At 71.1% G+C, this 24,351-nt stretch carries 26 protein-coding genes and 1 pseudogene; 15 read left to right on the top strand and 12 right to left on the bottom strand.

The features are described 5' to 3' along the window. Positions 1-96: 96 nt before the first annotated feature. Positions 97-747, top strand: coding sequence for a cysteine hydrolase (locus ACWIHY_RS14710; protein WP_454376018.1), 651 nt, complete (start codon positions 97-99; stop codon positions 745-747). Here ACWIHY_RS14710 and ACWIHY_RS14705 read toward each other — a convergent pair. After that, complete coding sequence (locus ACWIHY_RS14705; protein WP_454376017.1) at positions 734-1,201, bottom strand: Rieske (2Fe-2S) protein; 468 nt, start codon at positions 1,199-1,201, stop codon at positions 734-736. The genes ACWIHY_RS14710 and ACWIHY_RS14705 overlap by 14 nt on opposite strands. A 61-nt stretch (positions 1,202-1,262) precedes the next feature. Beyond that, positions 1,263-3,371: a prolyl oligopeptidase family serine peptidase gene (locus ACWIHY_RS14700; protein WP_454376016.1), complete on the bottom strand. Its 2,109-nt coding sequence runs from the start codon at positions 3,369-3,371 to the stop codon at positions 1,263-1,265. Between the two features lie 65 nt (positions 3,372-3,436). Here ACWIHY_RS14700 and ACWIHY_RS14695 point away from each other — a divergent pair, with 65 nt between their 5' ends. The 6 genes from ACWIHY_RS14695 to ung all read left to right on the top strand — a co-directional run bounded on the left by ACWIHY_RS14695 (position 3,437) and on the right by ung (position 8,839). Beyond that, positions 3,437-4,300, top strand: coding sequence for a HipA family kinase (locus ACWIHY_RS14695; protein ID WP_454376015.1), 864 nt, complete (start codon positions 3,437-3,439; stop codon positions 4,298-4,300). Continuing rightward, entirely contained in the window at positions 4,297-4,683 is a 387-nt protein-coding gene (locus tag ACWIHY_RS14690) for a DUF3037 domain-containing protein (protein WP_454376014.1), read from the top strand. Before ACWIHY_RS14695 ends, ACWIHY_RS14690 begins: the two co-directional genes overlap by 4 nt. Before the next feature lie 159 nt (positions 4,684-4,842). After that, positions 4,843-5,604: a 3-oxoacyl-ACP reductase FabG gene (fabG, locus tag ACWIHY_RS14685; RefSeq protein ID WP_214971524.1), complete on the top strand. Its 762-nt coding sequence runs from the start codon at positions 4,843-4,845 to the stop codon at positions 5,602-5,604. Positions 5,605-5,620: 16 nt separating this feature from the next. Then, positions 5,621-6,388, top strand: coding sequence for an SDR family oxidoreductase (locus ACWIHY_RS14680; RefSeq protein ID WP_454376013.1), 768 nt, complete (start codon positions 5,621-5,623; stop codon positions 6,386-6,388). A gap of 118 nt (positions 6,389-6,506) precedes the next feature. Further along, on the top strand, positions 6,507-8,087 hold the full coding sequence (locus ACWIHY_RS14675) for an ABC transporter substrate-binding protein (protein ID WP_454376012.1): 1,581 nt from the start codon (positions 6,507-6,509) through the stop codon (positions 8,085-8,087). Positions 8,088-8,155: 68 nt separating this feature from the next. Then, positions 8,156-8,839, top strand: a complete 684-nt coding sequence (gene ung / locus ACWIHY_RS14670) for a uracil-DNA glycosylase (RefSeq protein WP_454376011.1) — start codon at positions 8,156-8,158, stop codon at positions 8,837-8,839. Here ung and ACWIHY_RS14665 read toward each other — a convergent pair whose 3' ends face one another. Further along, entirely contained in the window at positions 8,840-9,247 is a 408-nt protein-coding gene (locus ACWIHY_RS14665; protein WP_454376010.1) for a DUF3224 domain-containing protein, read from the bottom strand. 113 nt (positions 9,248-9,360) lie between these two features. On the opposite strand from ACWIHY_RS14665, the pseudogene ACWIHY_RS14660 reads away from it, so the two are divergent. Then, a pseudogene (locus tag ACWIHY_RS14660) lies at positions 9,361-10,337 on the top strand (helix-turn-helix transcriptional regulator). Between the two features lie 81 nt (positions 10,338-10,418). Next, entirely contained in the window at positions 10,419-10,892 is a 474-nt protein-coding gene (locus tag ACWIHY_RS14655; protein ID WP_454376009.1) for a hypothetical protein, read from the top strand. 48 nt (positions 10,893-10,940) lie between these two features. Here ACWIHY_RS14655 and ACWIHY_RS14650 read toward each other — a convergent pair whose 3' ends face one another. From ACWIHY_RS14650 to ACWIHY_RS14640, 3 genes are all read right to left on the bottom strand, one after another. Next, complete coding sequence (locus tag ACWIHY_RS14650) at positions 10,941-11,450, bottom strand: hypothetical protein (RefSeq protein WP_454376008.1); 510 nt, start codon at positions 11,448-11,450, stop codon at positions 10,941-10,943. A gap of 96 nt (positions 11,451-11,546) precedes the next feature. Beyond that, positions 11,547-12,059: a DinB family protein gene (locus ACWIHY_RS14645; RefSeq protein ID WP_454376007.1), complete on the bottom strand. Its 513-nt coding sequence runs from the start codon at positions 12,057-12,059 to the stop codon at positions 11,547-11,549. Between the two features lie 41 nt (positions 12,060-12,100). Continuing rightward, on the bottom strand, positions 12,101-12,781 hold the full coding sequence (locus ACWIHY_RS14640; RefSeq protein ID WP_454376006.1) for a TetR/AcrR family transcriptional regulator: 681 nt from the start codon (positions 12,779-12,781) through the stop codon (positions 12,101-12,103). Positions 12,782-12,864: 83 nt separating this feature from the next. On the opposite strand from ACWIHY_RS14640, the gene ACWIHY_RS14635 reads away from it, so the two are divergent. After that, positions 12,865-14,091, top strand: coding sequence for an FAD-dependent monooxygenase (locus ACWIHY_RS14635; protein WP_454376052.1), 1,227 nt, complete (start codon positions 12,865-12,867; stop codon positions 14,089-14,091). Positions 14,092-14,102: 11 nt separating this feature from the next. Continuing rightward, entirely contained in the window at positions 14,103-15,011 is a 909-nt protein-coding gene (locus tag ACWIHY_RS14630) for a Gfo/Idh/MocA family protein (RefSeq protein ID WP_454376005.1), read from the top strand. Here the strand turns inward: ACWIHY_RS14630 and lnt are convergent. From lnt to ACWIHY_RS14615, 3 genes are all read right to left on the bottom strand, one after another. After that, complete coding sequence (gene lnt / locus ACWIHY_RS14625; RefSeq protein ID WP_454376004.1) at positions 14,932-16,533, bottom strand: apolipoprotein N-acyltransferase; 1,602 nt, start codon at positions 16,531-16,533, stop codon at positions 14,932-14,934. The genes ACWIHY_RS14630 and lnt overlap by 80 nt on opposite strands. 130 nt (positions 16,534-16,663) lie before the next feature. Beyond that, complete coding sequence (locus ACWIHY_RS14620) at positions 16,664-17,140, bottom strand: nuclear transport factor 2 family protein (RefSeq protein WP_454376003.1); 477 nt, start codon at positions 17,138-17,140, stop codon at positions 16,664-16,666. A gap of 182 nt (positions 17,141-17,322) precedes the next feature. Beyond that, positions 17,323-17,466 (bottom strand): hypothetical protein, encoded by a 144-nt coding sequence (locus ACWIHY_RS14615; protein ID WP_454376002.1) that lies wholly within the window; start codon positions 17,464-17,466, stop codon positions 17,323-17,325. A 152-nt stretch (positions 17,467-17,618) separates the two neighbouring features. Between ACWIHY_RS14615 and ACWIHY_RS14610 the strand changes: the two genes are divergently transcribed. Further along, positions 17,619-18,509 carry a pentapeptide repeat-containing protein gene (locus ACWIHY_RS14610; RefSeq protein ID WP_454376001.1) on the top strand — a complete coding sequence of 297 codons (891 nt, stop codon included), beginning with the start codon at positions 17,619-17,621 and terminating at the stop codon, positions 18,507-18,509. Positions 18,510-18,519: 10 nt separating this feature from the next. Here the strand turns inward: ACWIHY_RS14610 and ACWIHY_RS14605 are convergent, their stop codons facing one another. Continuing rightward, on the bottom strand, positions 18,520-19,395 hold the full coding sequence (locus ACWIHY_RS14605; RefSeq protein ID WP_454376000.1) for an undecaprenyl-diphosphate phosphatase: 876 nt from the start codon (positions 19,393-19,395) through the stop codon (positions 18,520-18,522). 343 nt (positions 19,396-19,738) lie between these two features. Then, positions 19,739-20,452: a TVP38/TMEM64 family protein gene (locus ACWIHY_RS14600; protein WP_454375999.1), complete on the bottom strand. Its 714-nt coding sequence runs from the start codon at positions 20,450-20,452 to the stop codon at positions 19,739-19,741. A gap of 181 nt (positions 20,453-20,633) precedes the next feature. Between ACWIHY_RS14600 and ACWIHY_RS14595 the strand changes: the two genes are divergently transcribed. The 3 genes from ACWIHY_RS14595 to ACWIHY_RS14585 all read left to right on the top strand — a co-directional run bounded on the left by ACWIHY_RS14595 (position 20,634) and on the right by ACWIHY_RS14585 (position 23,030). After that, a complete protein-coding gene (locus ACWIHY_RS14595; RefSeq protein ID WP_454375998.1) occupies positions 20,634-20,795 on the top strand; it encodes a hypothetical protein in 162 nt (53 codons plus the stop codon). 91 nt (positions 20,796-20,886) lie between these two features. Next, positions 20,887-22,071, top strand: coding sequence for an elongation factor Tu (gene tuf, locus ACWIHY_RS14590; protein WP_454375997.1), 1,185 nt, complete (start codon positions 20,887-20,889; stop codon positions 22,069-22,071). Between the two features lie 113 nt (positions 22,072-22,184). Next, a complete protein-coding gene (locus ACWIHY_RS14585) occupies positions 22,185-23,030 on the top strand; it encodes a spermidine synthase (RefSeq protein ID WP_454375996.1) in 846 nt (281 codons plus the stop codon). Here ACWIHY_RS14585 and ACWIHY_RS14580 read toward each other — a convergent pair. After that, positions 22,992-24,335 carry an MFS transporter gene (locus ACWIHY_RS14580; protein ID WP_454375995.1) on the bottom strand — a complete coding sequence of 448 codons (1,344 nt, stop codon included), beginning with the start codon at positions 24,333-24,335 and terminating at the stop codon, positions 22,992-22,994. The two genes, ACWIHY_RS14585 and ACWIHY_RS14580, sit on opposite strands and share 39 nt — an antisense overlap. Positions 24,336-24,351: the final 16 nt, after the last annotated feature.

Genomic DNA, 24,351 nt, shown 5'->3' with positions numbered 1-24,351 from the left:
CTCCCTGATTCCTGACTTGGTGTCAGAAATCATGGGGTCTCTTCCCCCGTCGCGCAATGGCCGCTACTCTCGCGCGCCCAGACCCGAGGGGGAGTCTTGCAGTCGTACGAACAGCTTGCGGAGCAGCTCGACCCGGCGACCACCGTGCTGCTCACCGTGGAATGCCAGCAAGGGGTCGTCGGGCAGGACAGCGCCCTGCCCGAACTTGCCGGGGAGGCCCGCTCGTCAGGGGCCCTCTTGCGCGTCGCTCGGCTGGTCGCCGGTGCCCACGAGGCCGGTGTACAGGTGCTGCACGCGGTGGCGGAGCGGCGTCCCGACGGGCGCGGCGCCAGCCACAACGCACGGCTGTTCCGGGCCGCCGCACGGCTGCCCGTACAGCAGCTCTCGGGAACGACCGCGGTGCGCGTCGCGGAACCGATCGAAGTCGCGGAAGAGGACTTCGTCGTGCGGCGTCTGCACGGCCTCTCGCCGCTCTCCGGTACGGGCGTCGACGCGCTGCTGCGCAACCTCGGCTGCCGGACCCTGCTCGTCACGGGCGTCTCGGCCAATGTGGCGATTCCCAACGCCGTCTTCGACGCGGTCAATCTCGGCTACACAGCCGTAGTGCCCTCGGACGCCATCGCGGGAGTGCCGAGCGACTACACCCCCGCGATGATCCGCAACACGCTCGCCCTTGTCGCCACGATCACCACGACCGACGAGGTGCTCGCGTGCTGGAAGCGCCCGCGGCGCGTCAGGCAAGGGTGATCGAGTCGCCCTCGACCTTGATGGCGGCAGAGGGGAGCGGCGCCTTCGCCGGGCCGCCCTTTACGCTGCCGTCCGTCGCATCGAACATGCTCCCGTGACAAGGGCAGTTGATCATGCCGTTCGCCACGTCCTTGACCGCGCACCCCTGGTGAGTGCACTTCGACGAGAACGCCTTGAACTGGCCTGCCGTGGGCTGGGTGACGACCAGCCCCTTGTCGGCGAAGACCTTGCCGCCGCCCTCCGGGATGTCGGTTGTCTTGGCGAGCACGGCGCCGGCGTCGCCGCCGCCCGCTTCGCCCGCCCCGCCCGCCGGTTTCTCGGCAGCGGTGCCGGACGGGCTGTCGCTGTCCGAACCGCCGCACGCTGTCAGCGCGGCGGCGACTCCTGCTGCGCCCACCGCGGCGACGACCGTACGGCGGCCGAACAGCCGCCCTGTCTCCTGAGATCCCGTCATGCCGGCACTCCTCTTCGACGTCTGGTTATGCGCTGTTGTACGCGGGAGCGGACTGCGGTGTTCAGCAGCCGAGCGATTTCTTCAGGAAGTCGCGTTCCAGCAGCAACAGCTTGTCCGCCACGCCTTCCCGGGTGACCAGGTGGCTCGTTCCCGGGAGCGGCAGAACGCTGTGCGGACGCCCGGCCGCCAGCAGCGCCGCGGAGAAGCGCAGCATGTGGGCCGGCAGGACGTTGTCGTCCGCCATGCCGTGGACCAGCATCAGCGGCCGGGTCAGCTTGCCCGCGTGCTCGACGAGTGAGCAGCGTTCGTAGTTCTCGGGCAGTACGCCGGGGTGGCCGAGGTAGCGCTCCTTCCAGTGCGTGTCGTACAGCCGCAGATCGGTCGGCGCGGCGCCCGCCACGGCGGCGTGAAAGACATCCGGACGGTGCAGTACGGCGCCTGCCGCCAGGTAACCACCGAACGACCAGCCCCGGATGCCCACTCGCCCCAGGTCGAGGTCCGCACAGTACTCGGCCGCCGCGTGCAGCGCGTCGACCTGATCGTCGAGCACGGGCGTCAGCTGGTCGCCGTGGATGCTCTTCTCCCACGCGACTCCGCGCCCCGGCGTACCGCGCCCATCCGTCATCAGCACGGCGAACCCCTGCTCGGCCCACCACTGGCCGACGGCCGTCCACCACCCGCGTGCCTTGACGGCCAGCTGCATGCCGGGGCCGGCGTACGGACTGAGCAGGACGGGCAGGCTGCCCGACCCCGTTTCGTGCCACGACGGGAGGAAGAGCAGGCTGCGCAGCTCACGCTCACCGAGCGAGAGGCGGAGCGGGCGGGGCGTGACCGAGGGCTCCTCGGCGCGTACGGCGATGTGCCCGGCGGGCTTGCCGCTCCGCAGCACGGTGACGGTGTGACCCTCGGGCGTCATGCTGTCGAGTACGACCGTGTCGCCGCCGGCAGCGGCCGTGTGGACGCCGGGCTCCTCGCTCAGCCTGACGAAACCGGAGTCCGGTTCGTACGACCAGACATGGACCTCCGTCGGCTCGTCGCTCGCGGTGAACAGCACCCTCTCGCCCACCGTGCACAGCAGTTCGCGGACGTTCAGTCCGGGCGGTGTGACCGCTCCGTGCCGGGCCATCCGCAGGCCGTGGACGTCGCCCCCCGGTGGCACGATCGCCAGGACGGGGGAACCGGCGGACGTGCGCGCCGGGACGCCGGGGAGGAACTCCAGCCACGCCCGGTCGCTCTGCTGGTGCAGCAGTGAGGTCTCCCCGGTCGCCGGGTCGATGCCCATCAGGTACGCCGTGCGCTGGTCCCTGGTCTGGACGTTCATGGCAGGTCCCGTGGAGTCCCACCAGGCCGCGACGAGGTACTCGAAGGCGCGGTCCGTCCACCGGTCCTCCCAGTGGGCCTCCGCGTCGGCCTCCGCGGGCATCCGCACCGCGACCCGCTGGCCGTCCACTCGTACGACATGCATCGTAGTTTCGGCGTTCGCCGTGCCGGCGGCCGGATACGGGACCGGCCGCGGCGCGTGCTCGGGACGCGCCGGGTCGCCCAGGTACCAGCGCTGCACCATCGACGTGTCCACGCGCGCGACGAGCAGGGCGCCGCTGTCCGGCGACCACCAGTAACCACGCATCCGGCCGAGCGACTCCGCGGCGACATGGTCCGCGAGCCCGTACGTCACATCGGCGTTCTCGGGAGCGGCCAGCAGCCGTTCCCCGGTGCCGTCGGTCCTGACGACGCGCAGGGCGCCCCCGGTGACGTACGCGACGAGTTTCCCGTCGGGGGAGGGGCGCGGGTCGACGGCCGGGCCGACCGTCGGGACGCGGCGCGGGCCGCCACCGTCCGTCCGTACGGTCCAGAGCTCGCTCCCGAGGGCGTACGCCACGACACGGGCCTCCCGGTCGGTCGCGTACGCCACCACGCCCTGCGACGTCTCCCGAGCGCGCTCCCGGCGGATCCGCTCGGCCTCCGGAGTGTCGGCGGCCCCCTCGGGCCCGGCGAGTACCCGCTCCCTCCCGTCCTCGTACAGCCACAGCCTGCTGACCGGGTCGTCCCCCGCGTCCGACCGTACGAACAGCACGCGCCGGCCGTCGGGCGAGACGGTGAAACGGCGGGGGACTCCGAGGGAGAAGCGACGCGTACGGGCGAACAGGCGAGGAAAACCCTGGGCATCCATGCGGGCACCCTAGGCACGCGAACAACTGATCGTGAACCCCGCCACCACGGCAGTAATCTGGGGAAATGCTCTCCGAAGTCACAGCGACCCGCTACGTCACGCCCCTGCGCGAGGGCGGCTCGCTCCCGGGGATCGTCGAGGCCGACGATCTCGGTACGTACGTCATGAAGTTCACCGGCGCGGGACAGGGCCGCAAGACGCTGGTCGCCGAGGTCGTCTGCGGCGAACTGGCCCGCAGGCTCGGGCTGCGCGTCCCCGAACTCGTGACGATCCAGCTCGACCCGGTCATCGGACTCGCCGAGCCCGACCAGGAGGTGCAGGAACTGCTCAAGGCGAGCGGCGGACTGAACCTCGGAATGGACTACCTCCCCGGATCGATCGGCTTCGACCCGCTCGCGTACGAGGTGGACCCGGCCGAGGCGGGCAGGGTGGTCTGGTTCGACGCGCTCATCAACAACGTCGACCGGTCCTGGCGCAACCCCAACATGCTCGTCTGGCACGGCGACCTGTGGCTGATCGACCACGGCGCCACCATGATCTGGCACCACAACTGGCCGACGGCCGCCGGTGCGTCCGCGAAGCCGTACAACGCGTCGGACCACGTCCTCGCGCCCTTCGGCCCCGACATCGCGGCCGCCGCGGCCGCGCTCGCGCCCCTGGTCACCGAGAAGCTGCTGACCGAGGTCGCCGCCCAGGTCCCCGTCGAGTGGCTGGTCGACGAGCCCGGCTTCGAGAGCACCGAGGCGCTGCGCCGCGCCTACGTCGACGCCCTGCTGCCGCGCGCCGCGACGATCCACGACCGGATCATCGTGGGCGCGCCGACCAAGGACAGGCCGTCGCAGGCCCCCGGCTGGCTGTCGGACCGCCTGACGCCACGACCTGCCGGGCGGGACGACGCCGGACAGGCCACGAAGGACGGCGACCAGTGAACGCTGAGCGGGATGTCTTCGAGTACGCGCTGGTGCGCGTCGTGCCGCGCGTGGAGCGCGGCGAAATGTTCAACGCGGGCGTGCTCGTGTACTGCCGCGCCCAGTCCTTCGTCGCCGCCAGGACGTACCTCGACGAGGCCAAGCTGAAGGCACTGGACCCCGGCGCCGACGTGGCGGGTGTACGGGCCGCTCTGCGGGCCGTGGAGGGCGTCTGCGGGGGCGGGGAGGCGGCCGGCCAGGCGGCTGGTGACGACGCCGGGCGGCGCTTCCGCTGGCTGATCGCGCCGCGCAGCACCGTCGTGCAGCCGGGGCCCGTGCACACCGGTCTGACGGCGGATCCCCGGGCCGAGGTCGAGCGTCTGCTCGACCTGCTGGTGCGGTGATCTCCGCTACTGACGCGCCGGGTCGTCCGTCGGGCCGTTGACACCGAGTGCCATGGCTTCTAGCGTCACGTCTGCTGAAGCTACTAAGCGGTTGCTCAGTGATCGGGAACTCACTCTCGGTCGACCGGGCGGCCGCATCCAAGGGCGAGGAGAACCAGCATGTCCACCACCGAGCAGCGTGTCGCGATCGTGACCGGGGCGGCGCGCGGCATTGGCGCCGCCACCGCGGTCCGTCTGGCGGCAGAGGGCCGCGCCGTCGCCGTACTCGACCTCGACGAGGCCGCGTGCAAGGACACCGTCGAGAAGATCACCGCAGCGGGTGGCACCGCCCTCGCCGTCGGCTGCGACGTCTCCGACAGTGCCCAGGTCGAGGCCGCCGTGGCGCGTGTCGCCGCCGAGCTCGGTGCGCCGACCATCCTCGTGAACAACGCGGGTGTGCTGCGCGACAACCTGCTCTTCAAGATGAGCGAGTCCGACTGGGACACCGTGGTGAACGTGCACCTGAAGGGCGCGTTCCTGATGGCCAAGGCGTGCCAGAAGCACATGGTGGACGCCAAGTTCGGCCGCATCGTCAGCCTCTCGAGCAGCTCGGCGCTCGGCAACCGCGGCCAGGCGAACTACTCCGCCGTCAAGGCCGGCCTGCAGGGCTTCACCAAGACCCTTGCCAAGGAGCTCGGCAAGTTCGGCATCACGGCCAACGCCGTCGCGCCCGGCTTCATCGTCACCGAGATGACCGCGCAGACGGCCGCCCGGGTGGGCATGGGCTTCGAAGAGTTCCAGGCCGCCGCCGCCACCCAGATTCCCGTGCAGCGCGTCGGCACGCCGGACGACATCGCCAACGCCATCGCCTTCTTCACGGGCGAGGACGCCGGTTTTGTCTCCGGTCAGGTCATGTACGTCGCCGGCGGCCCGCTCAACTGACGAGGGACTGAGGATCATGGCTGCTGAGGCAGAGGTACGGGACAGCGGGAAGGTCGCGCTCATCACGGGCGCGAGCCGAGGAATCGGTTACGGCGTCGCCGAGGCGCTCGTAGCCCGCGGCGACCGGGTGTGCATCACCGGGCGCAACGAGGACGCGCTCAAGGAGGCCGTCGAGGCACTCGGCTCGGACCGGGTGATCGGCGTCGCGGGCAAGGCCCACGACGAGGCGCACCAGGCCATCGCCGTCGAGCGCACGATGGAGGCGTTCGGCCGGGTCGACTTCCTGATCAACAACGCCGGCACGAATCCGGTCTTCGGGCCGATCGCGGAGCTGGACCTGGGAGTCGCCCGCAAGACGTACGAGACCAATGTGATCTCGGCGCTCGGGTTCGCACAGCAGACCTGGAAGGCGTGGCAGAAGGAGAACGGCGGGGCGATCGTCAATATCGCCTCGGTCGCCGGCATCTCCGCCTCGCCCTTCATCGGCGCGTACGGCATGAGCAAGGCGGCGATGGTCAACCTGACCCTCCAGCTGGCGCACGAGTTCGCGCCGGGTGTACGGGTCAACGCGATCGCGCCTGCCGTGGTGAAGACCAAGTTCGCGCAGGCGCTGTACGAGGGCCGCGAGGTCGAGGCGGCCGCCGCGTACCCGCTGGGGCGGCTCGGCGTACCCGAGGACATCGGGGGAGCGGCTGCTTTCCTCACCTCGGACCAGTCGGACTGGATCACGGGGCAGACACTCGTCGTCGACGGCGGTATCTTCCTGAATGCTGGCGTCGGCTAAGTCGCTTTACCCGCTTTTACTGCGGATTACACCCAAGCGCCCTGCCGGGACTGCCCGTTGACCCGGCAGGGCGCTGCGGTATGGTCTGCCGACCCATGGCTGATCGAGGAGCGTGCACGTGTTCAACCGGACCAGATGTCTGCAGTCCGCTGCAGCCCTTGTGTCCATATCCCTGCTGACCGGGTGCGGGATGCTGTCCAGTGATCAGTCCGACACCGAGCAGAAGCTCGCTGTCGGTACGACGAGCACGCCCAGCACACTCGACCCGGCCGGCGCTTGGGACGGTTCCTGGGAGCTGTACAGAAATGTCTTCCAGACGCTGGTGAGCTACCCCACGGGGAGCACCACGCCTGAGCCCGACGCTGCCGAGAAGTGTTCCTTCGTGGACAGCTCGAACCAGGTGTACACCTGCACGCTCCGCGAGGGGCTCACGTTCTCGGACGGGACGCCGCTGGACGCGGACGCGGCCAAGTACTCGATCGACCGGATTGTCGAGATCGCCCAGAAGGGAGGTCCGAGCGGGCTGCTCACCAGCCTCGACAAGGTCGAGACGAGCGGCGACCGGAAGATCACCTTCCGTCTGAACAAGCCGGACGCCACCTTCCCGTTCGTGCTCGCGACGCCCGCGATGTCGATGGTGAGCCCGGCCGACTACCCGAAGGACAAGCTCCGCACGGGCAACAAGCTGACGGGCTCCGGCCCGTACACCCTCGCTTCGTACCAGCCGGACAAGATCGCCGAGCTCGTGAAGAATCCGAAGTACGACGGGTTCGCCGATCTCAAGAACGATGCCGTCACGATCCACTACTACCAGGACTCCGCGGTGATGGTCGCGGCCCTGAAGAAGAAGGAGATCGACGCGACGTTCCGCGGTCTGACCGCTGAGCAGGTCATCGATCTGGAGGGGCAGCCGAAGGAGAAGGAACTCCAGGTCGTCGAGGCGGTCGGCGCCGAGATCCGCTACCTGGTGTTCAACCCCAAGGACCCGAACGCGCGCAAGCCCGCCGTCCGCCGGGCCATTGCCCAGGTGGTCGACCGGGGCGCTCTCGTGGACAAGGTCTACAAGGGCACCGCCGAGCCGCTGTACTCGATGATTCCGAGCGGCGTCGCCGGCCACGCGACCAGCTTCTTCGACACCTACGGTGAGCCGAGCGTGCCTAAGGCGAGGGCCATCCTCGCCGAGGAGGGCATCACCGAGCCGGTACCGCTGACCTTCTGGTACACCTCCGACCGGTACGGATCGGCCACCGCGCTGGAGTTCGCCGAGCTGAAGCGACAGTTGGACGAGTCCGGGCTGTTCAAGATCACACTGAAGCACCGCCCCTGGAACTCGTTCTACAAGGGCTACCAGAAGGGCGAGTACCCGGTCTTCGGCCGTGGCTGGTCCCCGGACTTCCCGGACCCGGACAACTTCGTCGCCCCCTTCGTCGGCGAGAACAACGCCGTCGGTACGCCGTACGACACTCCGGAGATCACGGCCAGCCTGCTGCCGAAGACGCGGCAGGAGAGCGACCGTGCCGCGGTCGGCGACCAGTTCGGGCGGGCCCAGGAGATCCTTCTCAAGGACGTCCGTCTGCTGCCGCTGTGGCAGGGCAAGCTGTACGTCGCCGCCTCCGACGAGATCGCGGGCGCCGAACGGGCGCTGGACCCGCAGACGATCATGCAGGTGTGGCAGCTGCACAAGAAGACCAGTTGGTAGGACCCGTTGTCAGTGGCCGCAGGTAGGTTCTTCGATGAAGAACTGATCGTTTACCGGAGGTTGTTGACGTGACCGACACCGACATGCTGCCCGAGTCCTGGCGCGGCGTCCTCGGGGACGAGCTGCAGAAGCCGTATTTCCAGCAGCTCACCGAATTCGTCGAGAAGGAGCGGGCGAACGGGCCGGTCTACCCGCCGCGCGAAGAGGTATTCGCCGCCCTGGACGCCACACCGTACGACCGGGTGAAGGTCCTGGTCCTCGGCCAGGACCCGTACCACGGCGAGGGGCAGGGCCACGGGCTGTGCTTCTCGGTGCGGCCGGGCGTCAAGGTGCCTCCGTCCCTGCGCAACATCTACAAGGAGATGAACGCGGAGCTGGGCACCCCGATCCCGGACAACGGCTATCTCATGCCGTGGGCCGAGCAGGGTGTCCTGCTGCTCAACGCCGTACTGACGGTGCGGGCCGGCGAGGCCAACTCCCACAAGGGCAAGGGGTGGGAGACGTTCACGGACGCGGTGATCCGCGCCGTGGCCTCGCGGCCCGACCCGGCGGTCTTCGTGCTCTGGGGCAACTACGCGCAGAAGAAGCTTCCGCTGATCGACGAGGAGCGGCACGTGGTGGTGAAGGGCTCACACCCCTCGCCGCTCTCGGCGAAGAAGTTCTTCGGGTCCCGGCCGTTCACCCAGATCAACGAGGCCGTCGCGGCGCAGGGCCACCCGCCGATCGACTGGACCGTGCCGAACCTGGGCTGATCAGCCCAGGTCGTACGTGAAGGTGTACGGGACGGCCGGCTCACCGTGTCGCGCGGTGTAGCCGCCCGTCCCCCTCAGCCCGGCCAGGTCGCCGGTGCCCGAGCCCGGGACCACCTCGAAGGTGCAGTGGACCTCGCCGTCCTCGCCGAAGGCGGCCCGCTCCTGGATGGCGAACGTCCCCCGGCGGCCGTCCACGCTGCCGCTGAAGAGCTGGTGGCCGGCGCAGATGCCGGTCTTCTCGGTCACGTAGGCGATGGAGTACTCACACGTCGTCGAGGCCGCCTCGATGGCGCCGGTGAAGGTGTTGGTGACGGAGGCGCGGGCCAGCCTGGGGACCTCCTCCGACCCGGCGGCCGGGGTCTCGTTCCAGTCGGCGAAGGTGAAGCTTCCGGTGGCCTGTGTGGGCATGGAGGGTTCCTCTCAAGACCGGCGCGACACTCTCGCGCTCCTGGGAACCAGCATCCATTCCGTACCTGACACCTTCTGTCAGGTACGGGAGGACCTGCCCGCAGACTTGGTCCATGCGCGCCGACCGACTGCTCTCGCTCCTTCTTCTGCTGCAGAACCGCGGTCGGATGACCGCCCCCGAACTGGCGGCCGAGCTGGGTGTTTCGGTCCGGACCGTCTACCGGGACGTCGAGGCGCTCAGCACATCCGGAGTGCCGGTGTACGCCGACCGGGGCCCGGCCGGCGGATACCGCCTGATGGACGGCTACCGCACTCGCCTGACCGGCCTGACGAGTGACGAGGCCGGCTCCCTCCACTTCGCCGGCATGCCGGCGGCCGCGGCCGAACTGGGCCTGGCCGCCGACCTGACGACGGCGCAGCTCAAGCTGCTCGCCGCGCTCCCGGACGGCCTGGGGGAGCGCACCCGGCGCGTCCAGGAACGGTTCCACCTCGACGCCCCCGCCTGGTTCCGGGACGCCGACCCGGCGCCGCATCTCGCGGAGGTCGCCGGGGCGGTCTGGCGGCAGCGGCTGCTGCGCGTGCACTACCGGAGCTGGCGTGGTGACGTGCACCGGGATCTGGAGCCCCTGGGCCTCGTTCTCAAGGGCGGCAACTGGTACCTGGCGGCGGACGCCGGGGAGTCGGTGCGCACCTACCGGGTGTCGCGGATGCTCGCCGTGGAGGCGCTGGAGGAGGGCTTCGAGCGGCCCGCAGGCTTCGGTCTGGCGGCGTACTGGCAGGAGAGCACAGCCGGATGGAGGCCGCGGTACTGCGCGGCGAGGCACGGCTGAGGGTGTCTCCACGCGGCGTGAGGCTGCTGCCGGTGCAGTGCGGTGCGGCCGGTGCGGAGGCGGTACGGGCGGCGGGGCCGCCGGACGCGCAGGGCTGGGTGGAGACCGTGCTGCGCGTCGAGGCGCTGCCCGTGGCGCTGGGGGACCTGTTGCGGCTGGGGCTGGAGGTGGAGGTGCTGGGGCCGCCGGAACTGCGCGCGGAGGTGGCTCGTACGGTCACCGGCCTGGCTCAGCGCTATCAGGGCGCGGACCGAGCCTGAGCCCGATTGTCAGTGGCGGGGTCTAGCGTCGGGACCGTCGGAATTTGCTTTGTGCGTGGCGGGCGACAGGAGAGCACGGCGATGGGGCAGCAGGAGACGTCCGAGGACGCCACGATGACGCGGATCGGGCAGGCGATCATGCTTCTCCATGCCGGGGACCGGGAGGAGGCGCGCAACCGCCTCGGTGAGCTGTGGGCGGAGGTCGGCGAGGACGGCGATCCGTTCCACCGCTGCACCCTCGCCCATTACATGGCGGACACGCAGGACGACGCCGGGGACGAACTGGCCTGGGATCTGCGTGCGCTGGCCGCCGCCGACGGCCTGACGGACGAGCGGGTGGCCCGGCACGACTCCTCGGTCGCGGTGCGCGGGTTCTATCCCTCGCTCCACCTGAATCTTGCCGCCGACTATCTGAAGCTGCACCGCCCGGACGCCGCACGCACACATCTGGGGCGGGCGCGGGCGGCGTCGGACGCGCTGGGGGACGACGGCTACGGAGACGGGGTGCGGGCAGCCATCGACCGGCTCGAGCGGAGGCTCGCGGACGCGGGCTGACCGGCGGGCTCGCCCGGTCGGCAGCGCCCGGTCGTCAGCGCCCGTATGTCAGCGCCCGTATGTCTCGCGGCAGATGCGCGCCTGGGCGCTGTCGTGCTGCCAGCCGCCGTATCCCTCGCCGAGCGCGCACACATCCGTGCCGGCTCCCACGGCGGGAGCGGGAAGAGACGGCAGGACGCGCGGTACCGGTACGGCGACTTCGCGTGGTGCGGGGGCCGCGGGGGCCGGACGCGCGGGGGCAGGAGCCACGGCCCCGGCCGAGCGGCGTGGTGGTGCGGGCGGGTCGGTTCGGCGTACCGCTGGGGCCTCTCGTCGCTCTGCCCGGGGCGCGGCCTCCTCCGGCGGCTGGAGCGCGGCGTCCAGGGCCTCGCGGGCGGGCGCCTGGACGATCTGCGGCTTCACGTCCTGGTCCGGTGAGAGCGGCGGCGCGTCGATCCCCACAGGTACGGGGACAGGCGCGGGCAGAGGTTCCACCGCCACGCATCCGGTGACGGTGGCGGAGACGGCCGTGACCGCCACTCCCATGAGGATCTTCGCTGTGGTTCTCGTTCGGTGCACCCGCGCAACTCTGGTGGGCGCGGTGTGGTTTTCGCGTACTCGCGTGGGAGATTGGCCCACACGAGTGATGTGGCGGCGCGTGGGGGCGCGGCGTGGTCAGTCGCCCGTCGAGCCGTCGATGCGTTCACGCAGCAGGTCGGCGTGGCCGTTGTGCCGGGCGTACTCCTCGATCATGTGGACGTAGATCCAGCGGAGGCTGTACGGCTTCCCGGAGCGGTGCTTGCCCTCGCCGACGTGGTCGAGCGAGTGCGGCGCGGCCAGCTCGCGCGCCCTGTCGATCGTGGCCCGCCAGGCGGTGTGCGCTTCCTCCCACGTGTCCCGGCCGGTGACATGGAAGTCCCCGTCCGGGTCTTCTGCGCTGGAGTAGAGGGGCGGGGCGTCCTGGTCGCTGAGCACCCTGTGGAACCAGCCGCGTTCGACGTCCGTCATGTGCCGCACGAGACCGATCAGAGACATGTCGGAGGGTGCGACGGACGTCTCCCGCAACTGCTCCTCGCTCAGGCCCTCGCATTTGAACGCCAGCGTCTCGCGGTGGAATTCCAGCCAGCTCTCGAGCATTTCGCGCTCGCCGGCGGTGGTTGAGGGATCGATGCGCTCAGGAATCGTCATGGCGGCCATCGTCACTCACCGCCTCCCCCCGCCGCCAGTCCTTATGCGCCGCCGGCCGTGCTCGCGTTGGTGCTCGTGCTCGTGCCGATGTCCGTACCGATGTCCGTGCCGATGTCTGTGCCGATGTCTGTTCCGAGCATTCCGCGCAGCAACTCGGTGAACCCCTTGCGCAGTTCGGCCTCGCTGGGCACGGCGGAGTGGTACGAACCGGCCGCGCAGGAGAACATCAGCCCCTCGCACCACGCCACCAGCGACAGCGCGTGCCGCTCCGGCTCCCGCGAACCCGCCCCCGCCATCAGCGCGTTGAGCGGTTCACGGAAGTGGTGCCGGCCCGCCGCGTCGTAGAACTCGCGCAGCTCGGGCCGCCGCGTCGCCTCCAGGCCCAGTTCGTACCGGGCGATCAGCAGCTCCCGGTGGTGCGTCACGTGGCGGTGGAGGATCAGCGCGAGGGCGCCGACGATGCCCTCGAGACCGGCCGACGGTGCGGGAATCTCCTCCAGGGCGAGTACTTGAGCCTCGCGCTCGGCCAGTCGGCGCACCGTCGCCTCCAGCAGTGCCTGGCGCGTGCGGGCGTGGTTCGACGTGGATCCCTGCGGCAGCCCGGCGCGTTCGTCCACGGCCCGGTGGGTGAGTCCGCGCATGCCCCGCTCCACGAGCAGGGCCAGGGCGGCGTCGGTGATCAGCTCGGGGCGGGAGCGGCCCGTGGCGGCGCGTGCGGTCATGGGGACAATCTATCGCGCCCACTACACCTGTAGTACTCTCATGGTGTCACTACAGGTGTAGTTGCCGAGGAGCAGTCATGACCATGAGTCCCAAGGCCCAGCCCCACGCCGTAGTTGTAGGGAGCGGAATCGGTGGGCTGACCGCCGCCGTCGCCCTCCACCAGCGCGGCTGGCACATCACGGTCCTGGAGCGCGCGGCTGCCGTGGAAGCGGTCGGCGCCGGGATCGGGCTCGCCCCCAACGGACACCACGCGCTCGATGTCATCGGCGTAGGCGAGGAGATCCGTGAACTGGCCGCATGGCAGGGCGACGGCGGTATGCGTTCCCCGAGTGGCCGCTGGCTCGCCCGTACGACCAGCTCCGCCGCCACCGAGCGCTTCGGCGGTCCCCTCGTCCTCGTCCACCGCGCCACCCTCGTCGAGCGCATCGCCTCCCGCCTGCCCGACGGCGCCCTGCGCACCGCCTCGCCCGCGACGCTGGCCGATCCGGGGGTGGCCGGTGGCCGCCCCGCCGTGGTCACCACCCCCGACGGAGACATCGAGGCGGACCTCGTGATCGGCGCCGACGGCATCGGCTCCGCGATGCGCCGCGCGCTCTTCCCGGACCACCCGGGCCCCGCGTATTCCGGGATCACCACCTGGCGCGCGGTCGTTCCGGGCGCCGCACCCTTCGAGCCTCACGAGACCTGGGGCCGTGGCGCCCTCTGGGGCAGTCAGCCGCTGAAGGACGGCCGGGTCTACGCCTACGCCGCCGCCGTCGCCCCCGCCGGAGACCGCGCCGCGGACGGGGAGAAGGCCGAACTCCTGCGCCGGTTCGGCGACTGGCACAACCCCGTCCCCGCGATCATCGAGGCGGCCGGACCCGACGAGGTCCTGCGGCACGACGTGCACCACCTGATCACGCCACTGCCCGCTTTCCACCGCGGCCGGACCGCGCTGCTCGGCGACGCCGCGCACGCCATGTGCCCCACCATGGGGCAGGGCGGAAACCAGGCCATCGAGGACGGCATCGTGCTGGCCCACCACCTCCCTGGCGCGAATGACATCGGAACGGGCCTCGCGGCGTACTCCGCGGACCGGCTGCCGCGCACCACCGACATCGTCCGCAAGTCCGCGAGGATCGCGAAACTGATGTCGCTCCGCAACGCCCCGGCCGTCGCCGTGCGCGACACCCTGATGCGCCTCGCCGGCTTCGGGCCCGGCCTCGCCCTGCGTACCTTCGACGGCATCGCCGACTGGATGCCACCGCAGCGCACGTATGCTGCCGGGGCACGGGACCGCGCGGTCCGCGATCACCAGGCACAGCGTTAAGGGAGGCCTCTGTGAAGGTCGGCGTCATCGGGCTCGGAGACATCGCTCAAAAGGCATACCTGCCCGTACTGACCACCCGGCCGGGGCTCGAACTTCACCTGCAGACCCGCACGCCCGCCACCCTCGCGCGGGTCGCCGCGACCTACCGCGTCCCCGACGCGCAGTGCCACACCGGCCTCGACGCGCTGCTGACCGAGGGCCTGGACGCCGCCTTCGTGCACGCGCCGACCGCCGTGCACCCGGAGATCGTGACCCGGCTCCTGGAGGCGGGCGTGCCGACGTACGTCGACAAGCCGCTCGCGTACGAACTCGCCGAGTCCGAGCGGCTCGTGCGGCTCGCCGAGGAGCGCGGTGTCAGCCTCGCCGTCGGCTTCAACCGCCGTCTCGCCCCCGGGTACGCGCAGTGCGCCGAGCGCCCGCGCGACCTGATCATCATGCAGAAGAACCGCGTCGGCCTGCCCGAGGACCCGCGCACCCTCGTGCTCGACGACTTCATTCACGTCGTCGACACCCTGCGGTTCCTGGTCCCCGGCACGGTCGACCACATCGACGTACGGGCCAGGATGGTGGAAGGGCTGGTCCACCACGTCGTCCTCCAGCTCTCCGGCGACGGGTTCACAGCGATCGGCACCATGAACCGGATGAACGGCTCCACCGAGGAGATCCTCGAAATCTCCGGCCAGGACAGCAAGCGCCAGGTCGTCAACCTCGCAGAGGTCGTCGACCACAAGGGCCAGCCGACGGTCCGGCGCCGCGGAGACTGGGTGCCGGTGGCACACCAGCGCGGCATCGAGCAGTCCGTCGACGCCTTCCTCGACGCCGTACGGGCCGGAAAGCAGCTCAGTGCCCAGGACGCGCTGCTGACGCACGAGCTGTGCGAGCGGATCGTCCGGGCGGCCGAGGAGCAGAGGGCCGCCTGAGGGCCCGTACGCCACCGGCCGCGCACAGCAGGGCCAGTACGGCGAGTGCGCCTTGGACGGCCCAGTCGCCCGCCCGGACGTACGCCGTCGTGCCTTCGGCCAGCGGGATGTCGTACACCGCGGAAGTACTCTCGTCCGTCCCCAGCGGCGAGCCGACGCGCTCGCCGTCCGGGCCGAACACCGCGCTGACGCCGGTGAGTGTCGCGTGCACCACCGGGCGGCCGGTCTCGGCGGCCCGCAGCGCCGCGAGTGAGGCGTGCTGCTCGGGCGCCCAGCTGTCCTGGAACGTCGACGTCGCCGACTGGGTGACCAGTACGTGCGCCCCCTGCCGGGTCAGCTCCCTGCTCATGTCGGGGAACGCCGACTCGAAGCACACCAGAGGGCCGACGCGCAGCCCGCCGGCGGCGCCGCTGCCGGGGAGCGTCATCACCACGGGGCTCGTGCCGCGTCTGCGGTCCTCGCCCGCGGCCTTGCCCACGGAGGTGGCCCAGCCGAGTACGGATCGCGCCGGGACGTACTCGCCGAAGGGGACCAGGCGCATCTTGTCGTACCGCTGTCCGGTGACGCCCTGCGGGCCGACCAGCACGGAGCTCTTGAAGATGCCCGGCCGGTCGGAGCGCCGTGCGTCCACATTGACCAGTACTTCGGCGTCGACCAGCCGGGAGAGCGCGGCGAGCCGGCCCGCGAGGTCCGGACGCTCGACGAGGTCCTCGCCGACGCTGCTCTCGCCCCACACCACGAGGTCGAGGTCCTGTCCCGCCAGGTCGCGGGTGAGGGACTCGCTGAGCGCGAAGCGCCGCGCGGGCGCGCCCGCGCCCGCGCCGTCGACGACACCCGGCTGTACGACGGCGATACGCACCCGGCCCGACGGTTCGGGGCGCGGCACCCACGCCCACACGGCGCCCGCCGCGACGGCGCAGGCCACCAGCGCGGCCACGACGGGCCTGCGGGCCGAGCGCGCTGCCACCAGCATGACGATCCCGGTGTTGACCGCGACCACCAGCAGGCTCACCAGCCAGACTCCGCCGACCGACGCCAGCCGCAGCGCGGGGGCGACCTCCCACTGGCTGGAGCCGAGCAGCCCCCACGGGCCGCCCAGCCCCTCCCAGGACCGGACGAGTTCCGCCATCAGCCACCCGGAGGGGACGACAGCGAGCGCGGCCGTCGCCCGGCGGGCCGACGGCGCCCCGCCCAGCAGGTATCGCACGAGCCACCCCCAGGGCAGCCACAGAAGCGCCAGCAGCGCCGCCAGGAGCACGATGAACACGTGCAGGCTCGGCACCAGCCAGTGATGAACGGCGATCATGAACCCGGTGGCGCCGAGCCAGCCGTCCAGCGCCGCCCGACGGCCCGTGGGCGCCGAGCGGATCAGCAGCATCCAGGGCACGAGGGCGACGTAGGCGAACCACCAGAGCGACGGTGCGGGGAACGCGAGCGCCGGCAGAGCTCCGAACGCCACCGCGGCGGCGCCGCGCCACCAGGGCGACGACAGCCAGTGCCACCGGCCGGCCGGAATCCGCATGCGGCGCCTCCTCGTCCTGCCGCTCTGCACCGTGAGGAGTCCCGGAGCAGTCCCTGCAACCAGTGTGGGGGAGCGCGGCGATCGCGGACAGTGTGCCCGCAGCGACACGGGCGTAACAGGTGCTCGTCCGTCAGCTCGTCGTACGCCGCCACTTCTCCTGGACAACCACCGAGCTGAGCAGCCAGCCGTCCCGCGTGCGCAGCAGGCCGAAGGCGTAGCGCCCGCCGGACATGAAGTTGGGGTCGGTGCCGCGACGGCCGTGGTGTTCGCCGGGCGCGGCTTCGAGCCGCATCGGGTTCACGTAGTCGGCCTGGAGCGTCGCGCGGTCCCCGGTGTCGCCGTTGAGATCTTCGAGCCGCAGCCGCCTGTTGACGATGAGGTGCTGACGCATGGCAAAGAGCCGCATCGTCTCCGCCAGCCAGTCCGCGACCTCGGCGGCCGGTCCCTCGATGCCGCCCGCCGTGCGGTAGTCGGCCCGGCCGTTCGGGGTGAACAGGGCGCGGTAGTCGGACCAGTTGGCGTCGTCGACGGCCACCGCGTATCCGGTGATCACCGCGTCGATGGCCAGCCTGTCCATTACGGTCGCGAGCTCCACACGCTGCGTCATCGGCTCAGTCTCCGGCAGCGGACGCCCTGAGCCAAGAGCCGTGCACGTCGAGAGGGTCCCGACTGACACCGGCCATGAACCTGGTGTCGGCGTCGGTCCGTTTCGCGAAGGACTCACGGTTTCGCGAAGGGCTCGCGGGGAGCGCAGGGGCCGGGCCGCCGGGGCAGGGAGGCGCGGGGCGGCTAGGCCGCTTCGGCGACCTCGCCGCGCACGGCAGCGGCCCACTGCAGCAGCAGCGTCTCGTACTCCTCCGCAGGCCAGGCCTCGTCCACGCGCGACTCGACCAGAGCGCGAATGGCCTCATTCGCCTCGGTCAGGGGTCGCACGGAACCAGCCGGCGGGGGAGTGCGGTACATGAGATAAGACTACGTCCAGGCACTGACAGTGAGCACCGGATCGGCAGTGTCTTTCCTCGCACTAAGCTTGATCGCCGGGCGCCGGCCGGCGGTGTCCCCAAGGCGCCAGGAGATCGCACACCGTGTCCGAGCAGCACGTTCACGCCCCATCCGCCTCCGGCCGAGGCGGCCCCGAGCTGCGGGCCGACTGCGCGAACTGCTTCGGACTGTGTTGTGTCGCACTCGCCTTCACGGCCTCCGCCGATTTCGCGATCGACAAGGACGCCGGGCAGCCCTGCCCCAACCTGCGGACGGACTTCCGCTGCGGCATCCACGACCGGCTGAGACCCCAGGGTTTTCAGGGCTGCACGGTGTACGACTGCTTCGGAGCGGGGCAGCAGATCTCCCAGGTCACGTACGCGGGGCAGGACTGGCGCCAGGCCCCCGGCACCGCGCGGCAGATGTTCGCTCTGCTCCCGGTCGTGCGGCAGCTCCACGAGTTGCTCTGGTACCTGACCGAGGCGTTGGAGCTGGAGCCGGCCCGTGTGCTCCACGAGGACCTGCGCGCAGCGCTGACCAGGATCGAGCTCCTCGTGCAGGGCAGTCCCGACGAGCTCCTCGCCCTGGACGTCGCGGGGCACCGGCAGGACGTCAACGCGCTCCTGCTGCGTACGAGCGAACTCGTGCGTGCCGGTGTCGCGGCGGAGAGCGGCGGGAAGGGCGCCAGAGGCGGGAACAAGAAGGGCAAGGGCGGCAAGAAGAAGGACCGCCGGGGCGCCGACCTCATCGGCGCGAACCTCAAGGGCGCCGACCTGCACGGCGCCAACCTCAGAGGGGCGTACCTGATCGGCGCCGATCTCCGGGGCGCCGACCTGAGGGTGGCCGACCTGATCGGCGCGGACATCCGCGACGCCGACCTCTCCGGCGCCGACCTCACGGGCAGCTTCTTCCTCACCCAGTCGCAGCTGAACGCGGCGAAGGGCGACGCCGGCACCCGGCTTCCGCCGGCGCTGACTCGCCCTTCGCACTGGTGAGGAGAGTGGATCAGCCCGCCGACTCGCCCGCGTGGGGGCTCAGCGTGTCCGTGCCGACGAGGACGAACAGCAGGATGCCGAGCAGGATCCGGTAGATCACGAACGGCATGAAGCTCTTTGTCGTGATGAACTTCATGAACCACGCGATCACGGCGTAGCCGACGACGAAGGCGATGATCGTCGCGAAGATCGTCGGGCCCCACGACACATGGCCGCCCTCGCTCGCGTCCTTGAGCTCGAAGACGCCGGACGCCAGCACCGCGGGGATGGCGAGCAGGAACGAATAGCGCGCCGCCGCCTCGCGGGTGTAGCCCATCAGCAGCCCGCCGCTGATCGTCGCGCCCGAGCGGGAGACGCCGGGGATCAGGGCCATGGCCTGGCAGACGCCGAAGATCAGACCGTCCTTGACGCCCAGCTCCCGGAGCGTCTTGCGCTCCCGGATCGCCCGGTGTTTGCCGCCGGCCTCGTCGCGGGCCGCGAGACGGTCGGCGACGCCGAGGACGATGCCCATGACGATCAGCGTGGTGGCGATCAGGCGCAGATCGCGGAACGGGCCCTCGATCTGGTCCTTGAAGGTGACGCCGAGCACGCCGATGGGAATCGAGCCGACGATGACGAGCCAGCCCATCTGGGCGTCGTGGTCACCGCGCATCGAACGGTCGACGAGCGACTTGCACCAGGCGGAGATGATGCGGGCGATGTCCTTGCGGAAGTAGATGAGGACGGCCGCCTCGGTGCCGATCTGGGTGATCGCGGTGAACGCCGCACCCGGGTCGTGCCAGCCGGCGAAGGCCGCCGTCAGCCGCAGGTGGGCGCTCGACGAGATCGGCAGAAACTCGGTGAGCCCCTGGACGAGTCCGAGGATGAATGATTCGAACCAACTCATGGGGCTAATGCCGTCCCGATGTATTTGTGCAGCGGCGTGCAGCGTGCAAGTGCAGTCAAGGTCAGTTGGTGGGCAGCGTATCGCCCGAAGATGTCGGCGCTGCGGGAACCCCCGGCTGCGTACCCGATCAGGCGGAGACAGGGCCGGCGGGTGTCCAGCCGGGCGCGCGGACGTGCGGGGGCAGGGCGTCGTGTTCGACCCCGTTGCCGCAGGTGGCGCTGGTGACGACGGGGGTCAGCCGGGCGCAGCGGAAGTGTTCGGCCTCGGCCGGGGGCCGGTCGGGGTGATGTGCGAGGTCGGCGGACTCGCGACCGCCACCGTGCTCGAAGCCCGCTGAAGCGCTTCACGCATCCGGCTGCGCGCCACGCAGGCGGTGGCGCTTGCGCCAGGCGACCACCGCCGCCGCGAGACCCGACAGGGCGATGAAACCCATCGCCATCAGGAAGGCGGGGGAGGTCGGGGAAGAGGCGCTGCTTCCCGCGATCACGTACGCCGCCGTATTCGGGATCGAGCCGAGCCCGGTGGCCAGGAGGAAGGGAAACCACCCCATCCGGGAAATCGCGGCGCAGTAGTTGGCGGCCGCGAACGGCACCCCCGGGAACAATCGGATGGCGAGCATCGTCCGGAAGCCGTGCCGGCTCAGCTGGCCGTCCGCAGCGAGCAGTGCCCGCCCGCGCAGCAGCGGACGCAGCGCGTCCTGGCCCAGCAGGCGGCCGAGGCCGAAGGAGATTCCGGCGCCGACGACCGTTCCTGCGACGGCGGCGGCGAGCCCCGCCTGTGAGCCGAAGAGGGCGCCGGCGGCCAGATTGAGAATCGGCCGCGGTACGAACGCCGCTGTGCACAGCCCGTACGCGACACCGAAGAGCACCACGGCCGCCGCACCGCTCAGCTGCGGCGGCCAGCCCGCGCTCAGGAGCCGCTGCGGCTCGAAGACCAGCACCGTCGTCACCGCTGCGGCGAGCATCACGACGAGGAACGACAGCCGGGACCACGGGGAGAGCAGCGTCCTGGTGCAGCGGACGGTGAACCCCGCGGGCGGGGCAGCGGTGTCGAGCATCCGGGGAGACTAACCGACAAGCGCATGTGATCGCCGTAACGCGCACTCGCGTGAGACGCCCGCAGTAACGCGCACACGCGTGAGACGCCCGCAGTGCGCCCCACGCGTGAGACGCCCGCACGGACGACGCGTCGCGGATAAATCGTTCGACGCGCGGGTGGCCGTCGGCGAGGATCAACACATGTTCAGGCACGCCTTCTTCGCAGCACGGACCGCAGTCGCGGCCGCGCCGAAGGCTGCCGCGATCATCCCCGCAGCATGCGTCCCGGCAGCGGCCGCAGTCGCCATTGCCGCAGTCGCACTCGTCGCTGCCGCAGCGTCCTTCGACGGCGCCCGAAGCTGACCCTTCCCGGATTGTCCGGCGGACCCCACAGGGGGAGGGTCGGCAAGGCCCAGGGGTCCCCTCTCGCTTCGACCTTCCGAGGAAGATCACCATGCCCAAGACGGCATACGTGCGCACCAAGCCGCACCTGAACATCGGCACGATGGGCCACGTCGACCACGGCAAGACCACCCTGACCGCCGCGATCACCAAGGTCCTGAGCGAGCGTGGGACCGGCACCTTCGTGCCGTTCGACCGCATTGACCGGGCCCCCGAGGAGGCGCTGCGCGGCATCACCATCAACATCGCGCACGTCGAGTACGAGACCGACACCCGGCACTACGCGCACGTCGACATGCCCGGCCACGCCGACTACGTCAAGAACATGGTCACCGGAGCCGCGCAGCTCGACGGGGCGATCCTCGTCGTGTCCGCGCTCGACGGGATCATGCCGCAGACCGCCGAGCACGTCCTGCTCGCCCGCCAGGTCGGCGTCGACCACATCGTCGTCGCTCTCAACAAGGCCGACGCCGTCGACGACGGCGACGACGGCGTGCTGACCGACCTGGTCGAGCTGGAGGTGCGCGACCTGCTCACCGCGCACGGCTACGGCGGCGACGCCGTGCCCGTCGTACGGGTCTCCGGGCTCAGGGCGCTGGAGGGCGACCCGCGCTGGACGGCGGCGATCGAGGCGCTGCTGGACGCGGTGGACACGTACGTACCGATCCCGGAGCGCTACACGAACGCGCCGTTCCTCATGCCCGTCGAGAACGTCCTGACCATCACCGGGCGCGGCACGGTCGTCACCGGAGCCGTCGAGCGCGGCACGGTCAGGGTCGGCGACCGGGTCGAGGTGCTCGGCGCGGACACCGAGACCGTCGTGACCGGTCTGGAGACCTTCGGCAAGCCGATGGAGTCCGCCGAGGCGGGGGACAACGTCGCGCTGCTGCTGCGCGGCGTACCGCGCGACGCGGTGCGCCGCGGGCATGTGGTGGCGGCGCCCGGCAGCGTGACGCCCACCAGCCGCTTCACCGCGCAGGTGTACGTGCTGTCGGCGCGGGAGGGCGGCCGTACGACGCCCGTCACGAGCGGGTACCGGCCACAGTTCTACATCCGTACCGCGGACGTCGTCGGCGACATCGACCTCGGCGAGACGGCCGTGGCGCGCCCCGGCGACACGGTCACCGTGACCGTGGAGCTGGGCCGCGAGGTGCCGCTGGAGCCGGGGCTCGGTTTCGCGATCCGGGAGGGCGGACGCACGGTGGGCGCGGGCACGGTGACGGGCCCGGTCGCCTGAGGTCCGGCTCCGGCACGGCACATGACGGCCGGGCGGGGCGGGGGCGGGGAAGGATCACCGCCCCCGCCCCGTCAGCGGTCCAGGGGGGCCGGCCGGCCACGCACAATAGGGGGGTGGACGAGCCGATACCCGTGATCCGGAACGTGGACTGGGGCACCGCCAAGCTCATGCCCGACGTGGACCGGCCGCGGGCCTGGCTGCTGACGGTCGACGGCGCGCCCCAGTCGTACGTCGACCTCGACGAGCCCGCCCACCTGGAGTTCGAGTACGCGCGCCGGCTCGCCCACGTCGTCGACTGCGCGGCCGACGAGGGCGTACCCCTCGACGTGCTCCACCTCGGCGGCGGCGGCCTCTCGCTGCCCCGATACACGGCGGCCACCCGGCCGGGATCGCGCCAGGACGTGGTGGAGGCCGACCGGGGCCTGCTGGCGCTGGTCACCGAGCATCTGCCGCTGCCGGACGACTCCGGTGTGCGGGTGCACGGGGCCGACGCGCGCGAGTGGCTCGACGGCGCCCCGGCGGCGTCCGCCGACGTACTCGTCGCGGATGTCTTCGGCGGTTCCCGGGTGCCCGCGCATCTCACGTCCGTCGAGTACGCGCGCCTGGCCGAACGCGTCCTGCGCCCCGGCGGGACCTACGCGGCCAACCTCGCCGACGGCGCGCCCTTCACCTTCCTGCGCTCCCAGGTCGCCACCTTCGCGGCCGTCTTCGACGAGGTCGCCCTGATCGCCGAACCGGGTGTGCTGCGAGGCCGCCGCTTCGGCAACGCGGTGCTGATCGCCTCGCGCGCCCCCATCGACACGGCGGCCCTCGCCCGCAGGACCGCCGCCGACGTGTTCCCGGCGCGGGTGGAGAGCGGCCGTTCGCTGACGCGATTCACCGGCGGTGCGAAGACCGTACGCGACCAGGACGCGGTGGAGTCACCCGAGCCGCCCGGGCACGCCTTCAGCATCGGCTGACACGGCCAGGGCCGCTTCCGTCTTCGCCGCCGCCACTTGGTGCGTACGACGCGTCAGGTTCCGTACGTCGGGTACGAACAGCACCGCCGCCGTCACCAGGATCACCAGCGCCGCGCACCCCCACAGCGCCTCGTGGCGCCCGACGAGGCTCTCGACGGGGCCTGCCACCGCCGTCGCCAGCGGCAGCATCGCGACCGAACCGAACCAGTCGTACGCCGACACCCGCGAGAACTTCTCCTCCGGGATCTCCTGGTGCAGCGCCGTCATCCACGAGACACCGAAGACCTCGATCGCGACACCGCTCACGAACATCACCGCGGCGAGGCCGGCCACCGGCAGCGGCACGGCGAGGGCCGCCGAGGGCAGGGCGAGCGGGAAGACACACAGGGTTCCCGCGAGCAGCAGACGCCGCGGCTTCCACCGCATCATCATGAGCGCGCCGCCGACCGTGCCGACGCCGAAGGCGGCCAGGGCGAGGCCCCATGGCGCCGCGCCGCCCAGTTCGTCCTGGGCGACCAGCGGCCCGTACACGGCCTCCGCGGCTCCTACAACGGCGACCACGACCGAGAACTGCGCCACGATGCTCCACAGCCACGGCCGTCCGACGACCTCACGCCAGCCTTCGCGCAGGTCGGACAGCATCCCGCCGCCGGGCTCCCGGGGCCGGATGTGGCTCACGTCGAGGAAGGCCCGCAGGGCGCCGGCGAAGGCGAACGCGGCGGCGTCGACGGCGAGCACCCAGCCGGGGCCGACCGCGGCGATCAGCGCGCCGCCGAGTGCCGCGCCGCCGATGGCGGCGCCGTGCATGGCCATCCGGAAGAGGGCGAAGGCACGGTTGGCCTGTTCGCCGCTGACGCTCGACAGGAGCATGCCCTCGGCCGCCGGGTTGAAGAAGGCCTGGCCCACGCCGCAGAGCCCGGTCAGGAGCATCATCTGCCACAGCTGGGGCTCGCCCGTCAGGACGAGGAACGCGAAGGCGGCCTGGGACACGCAGTTGAGGGCGTTGGCCGCGACCATCACGCGGTGCCGTGGCAGCCGGTCGGCTATCGCGCCGCCGATGAGGAGGAACAGGACGAGCGGCAGCGTACGGGCAGCGGCCACCAGGCCCACGTCACCGCCGTCGCCGCCGGACTCGAGAACCGCGAACGCCGACGCGATCAACGCACCGTGCGTACCCAGGTTCGTCACGATCGCGGCGGCGGTCAGCAGGACGTAATTGCGGCCGGCCCAGTCGGGACGGCGGACTCGGCGGGGAGCGGCGGCAGGAGATCTCACCTCGGGACTATCGCCGCCGTCGCGTGCCATTGCCAAACCGTTTTCA

The sequence above is a fragment of the Streptomyces sp. NPDC055287 genome, assembly GCF_053646035.1.
This window is presented reverse-complemented; position numbering and strand designations above follow the sequence as displayed.

Excerpts from the sequence above, each read along its gene's own strand:
- ACWIHY_RS14705 (WP_454376017.1), bottom strand. The coding sequence starts at position 1,201 with ATGACGGGATCTCAGGAGACAGGGCGGCTGTTCGGCCGCCGTACGGTC.
- ACWIHY_RS14700 (WP_454376016.1), bottom strand. The coding sequence starts at position 3,371 with ATGGATGCCCAGGGTTTTCCTCGCCTGTTCGCCCGTACGCGTCGCTTC.
- ACWIHY_RS14695 (WP_454376015.1), top strand. The coding sequence starts at position 3,437 with ATGCTCTCCGAAGTCACAGCGACCCGCTACGTCACGCCCCTGCGCGAG.
- fabG (WP_214971524.1), top strand. The coding sequence starts at position 4,843 with ATGTCCACCACCGAGCAGCGTGTCGCGATCGTGACCGGGGCGGCGCGC.
- ACWIHY_RS14680 (WP_454376013.1), top strand. The coding sequence starts at position 5,621 with ATGGCTGCTGAGGCAGAGGTACGGGACAGCGGGAAGGTCGCGCTCATC.
- ACWIHY_RS14665 (WP_454376010.1), bottom strand. The coding sequence starts at position 9,247 with ATGCCCACACAGGCCACCGGAAGCTTCACCTTCGCCGACTGGAACGAG.
- ACWIHY_RS14655 (WP_454376009.1), top strand. The coding sequence starts at position 10,419 with ATGGGGCAGCAGGAGACGTCCGAGGACGCCACGATGACGCGGATCGGG.
- ACWIHY_RS14645 (WP_454376007.1), bottom strand. The coding sequence starts at position 12,059 with ATGACGATTCCTGAGCGCATCGATCCCTCAACCACCGCCGGCGAGCGC.
- ACWIHY_RS14640 (WP_454376006.1), bottom strand. The coding sequence starts at position 12,781 with ATGACCGCACGCGCCGCCACGGGCCGCTCCCGCCCCGAGCTGATCACC.
- ACWIHY_RS14635 (WP_454376052.1), top strand. The coding sequence starts at position 12,865 with ATGAGTCCCAAGGCCCAGCCCCACGCCGTAGTTGTAGGGAGCGGAATC.
- lnt (WP_454376004.1), bottom strand. The coding sequence starts at position 16,533 with ATGCGGATTCCGGCCGGCCGGTGGCACTGGCTGTCGTCGCCCTGGTGG.
- ACWIHY_RS14620 (WP_454376003.1), bottom strand. The coding sequence starts at position 17,140 with ATGACGCAGCGTGTGGAGCTCGCGACCGTAATGGACAGGCTGGCCATC.
- ACWIHY_RS14605 (WP_454376000.1), bottom strand. The coding sequence starts at position 19,395 with ATGAGTTGGTTCGAATCATTCATCCTCGGACTCGTCCAGGGGCTCACC.
- ACWIHY_RS14600 (WP_454375999.1), bottom strand. The coding sequence starts at position 20,452 with ATGCTCGACACCGCTGCCCCGCCCGCGGGGTTCACCGTCCGCTGCACC.
- ACWIHY_RS14595 (WP_454375998.1), top strand. The coding sequence starts at position 20,634 with ATGTTCAGGCACGCCTTCTTCGCAGCACGGACCGCAGTCGCGGCCGCG.
- tuf (WP_454375997.1), top strand. The coding sequence starts at position 20,887 with ATGCCCAAGACGGCATACGTGCGCACCAAGCCGCACCTGAACATCGGC.
- ACWIHY_RS14580 (WP_454375995.1), bottom strand. The coding sequence starts at position 24,335 with ATGGCACGCGACGGCGGCGATAGTCCCGAGGTGAGATCTCCTGCCGCC.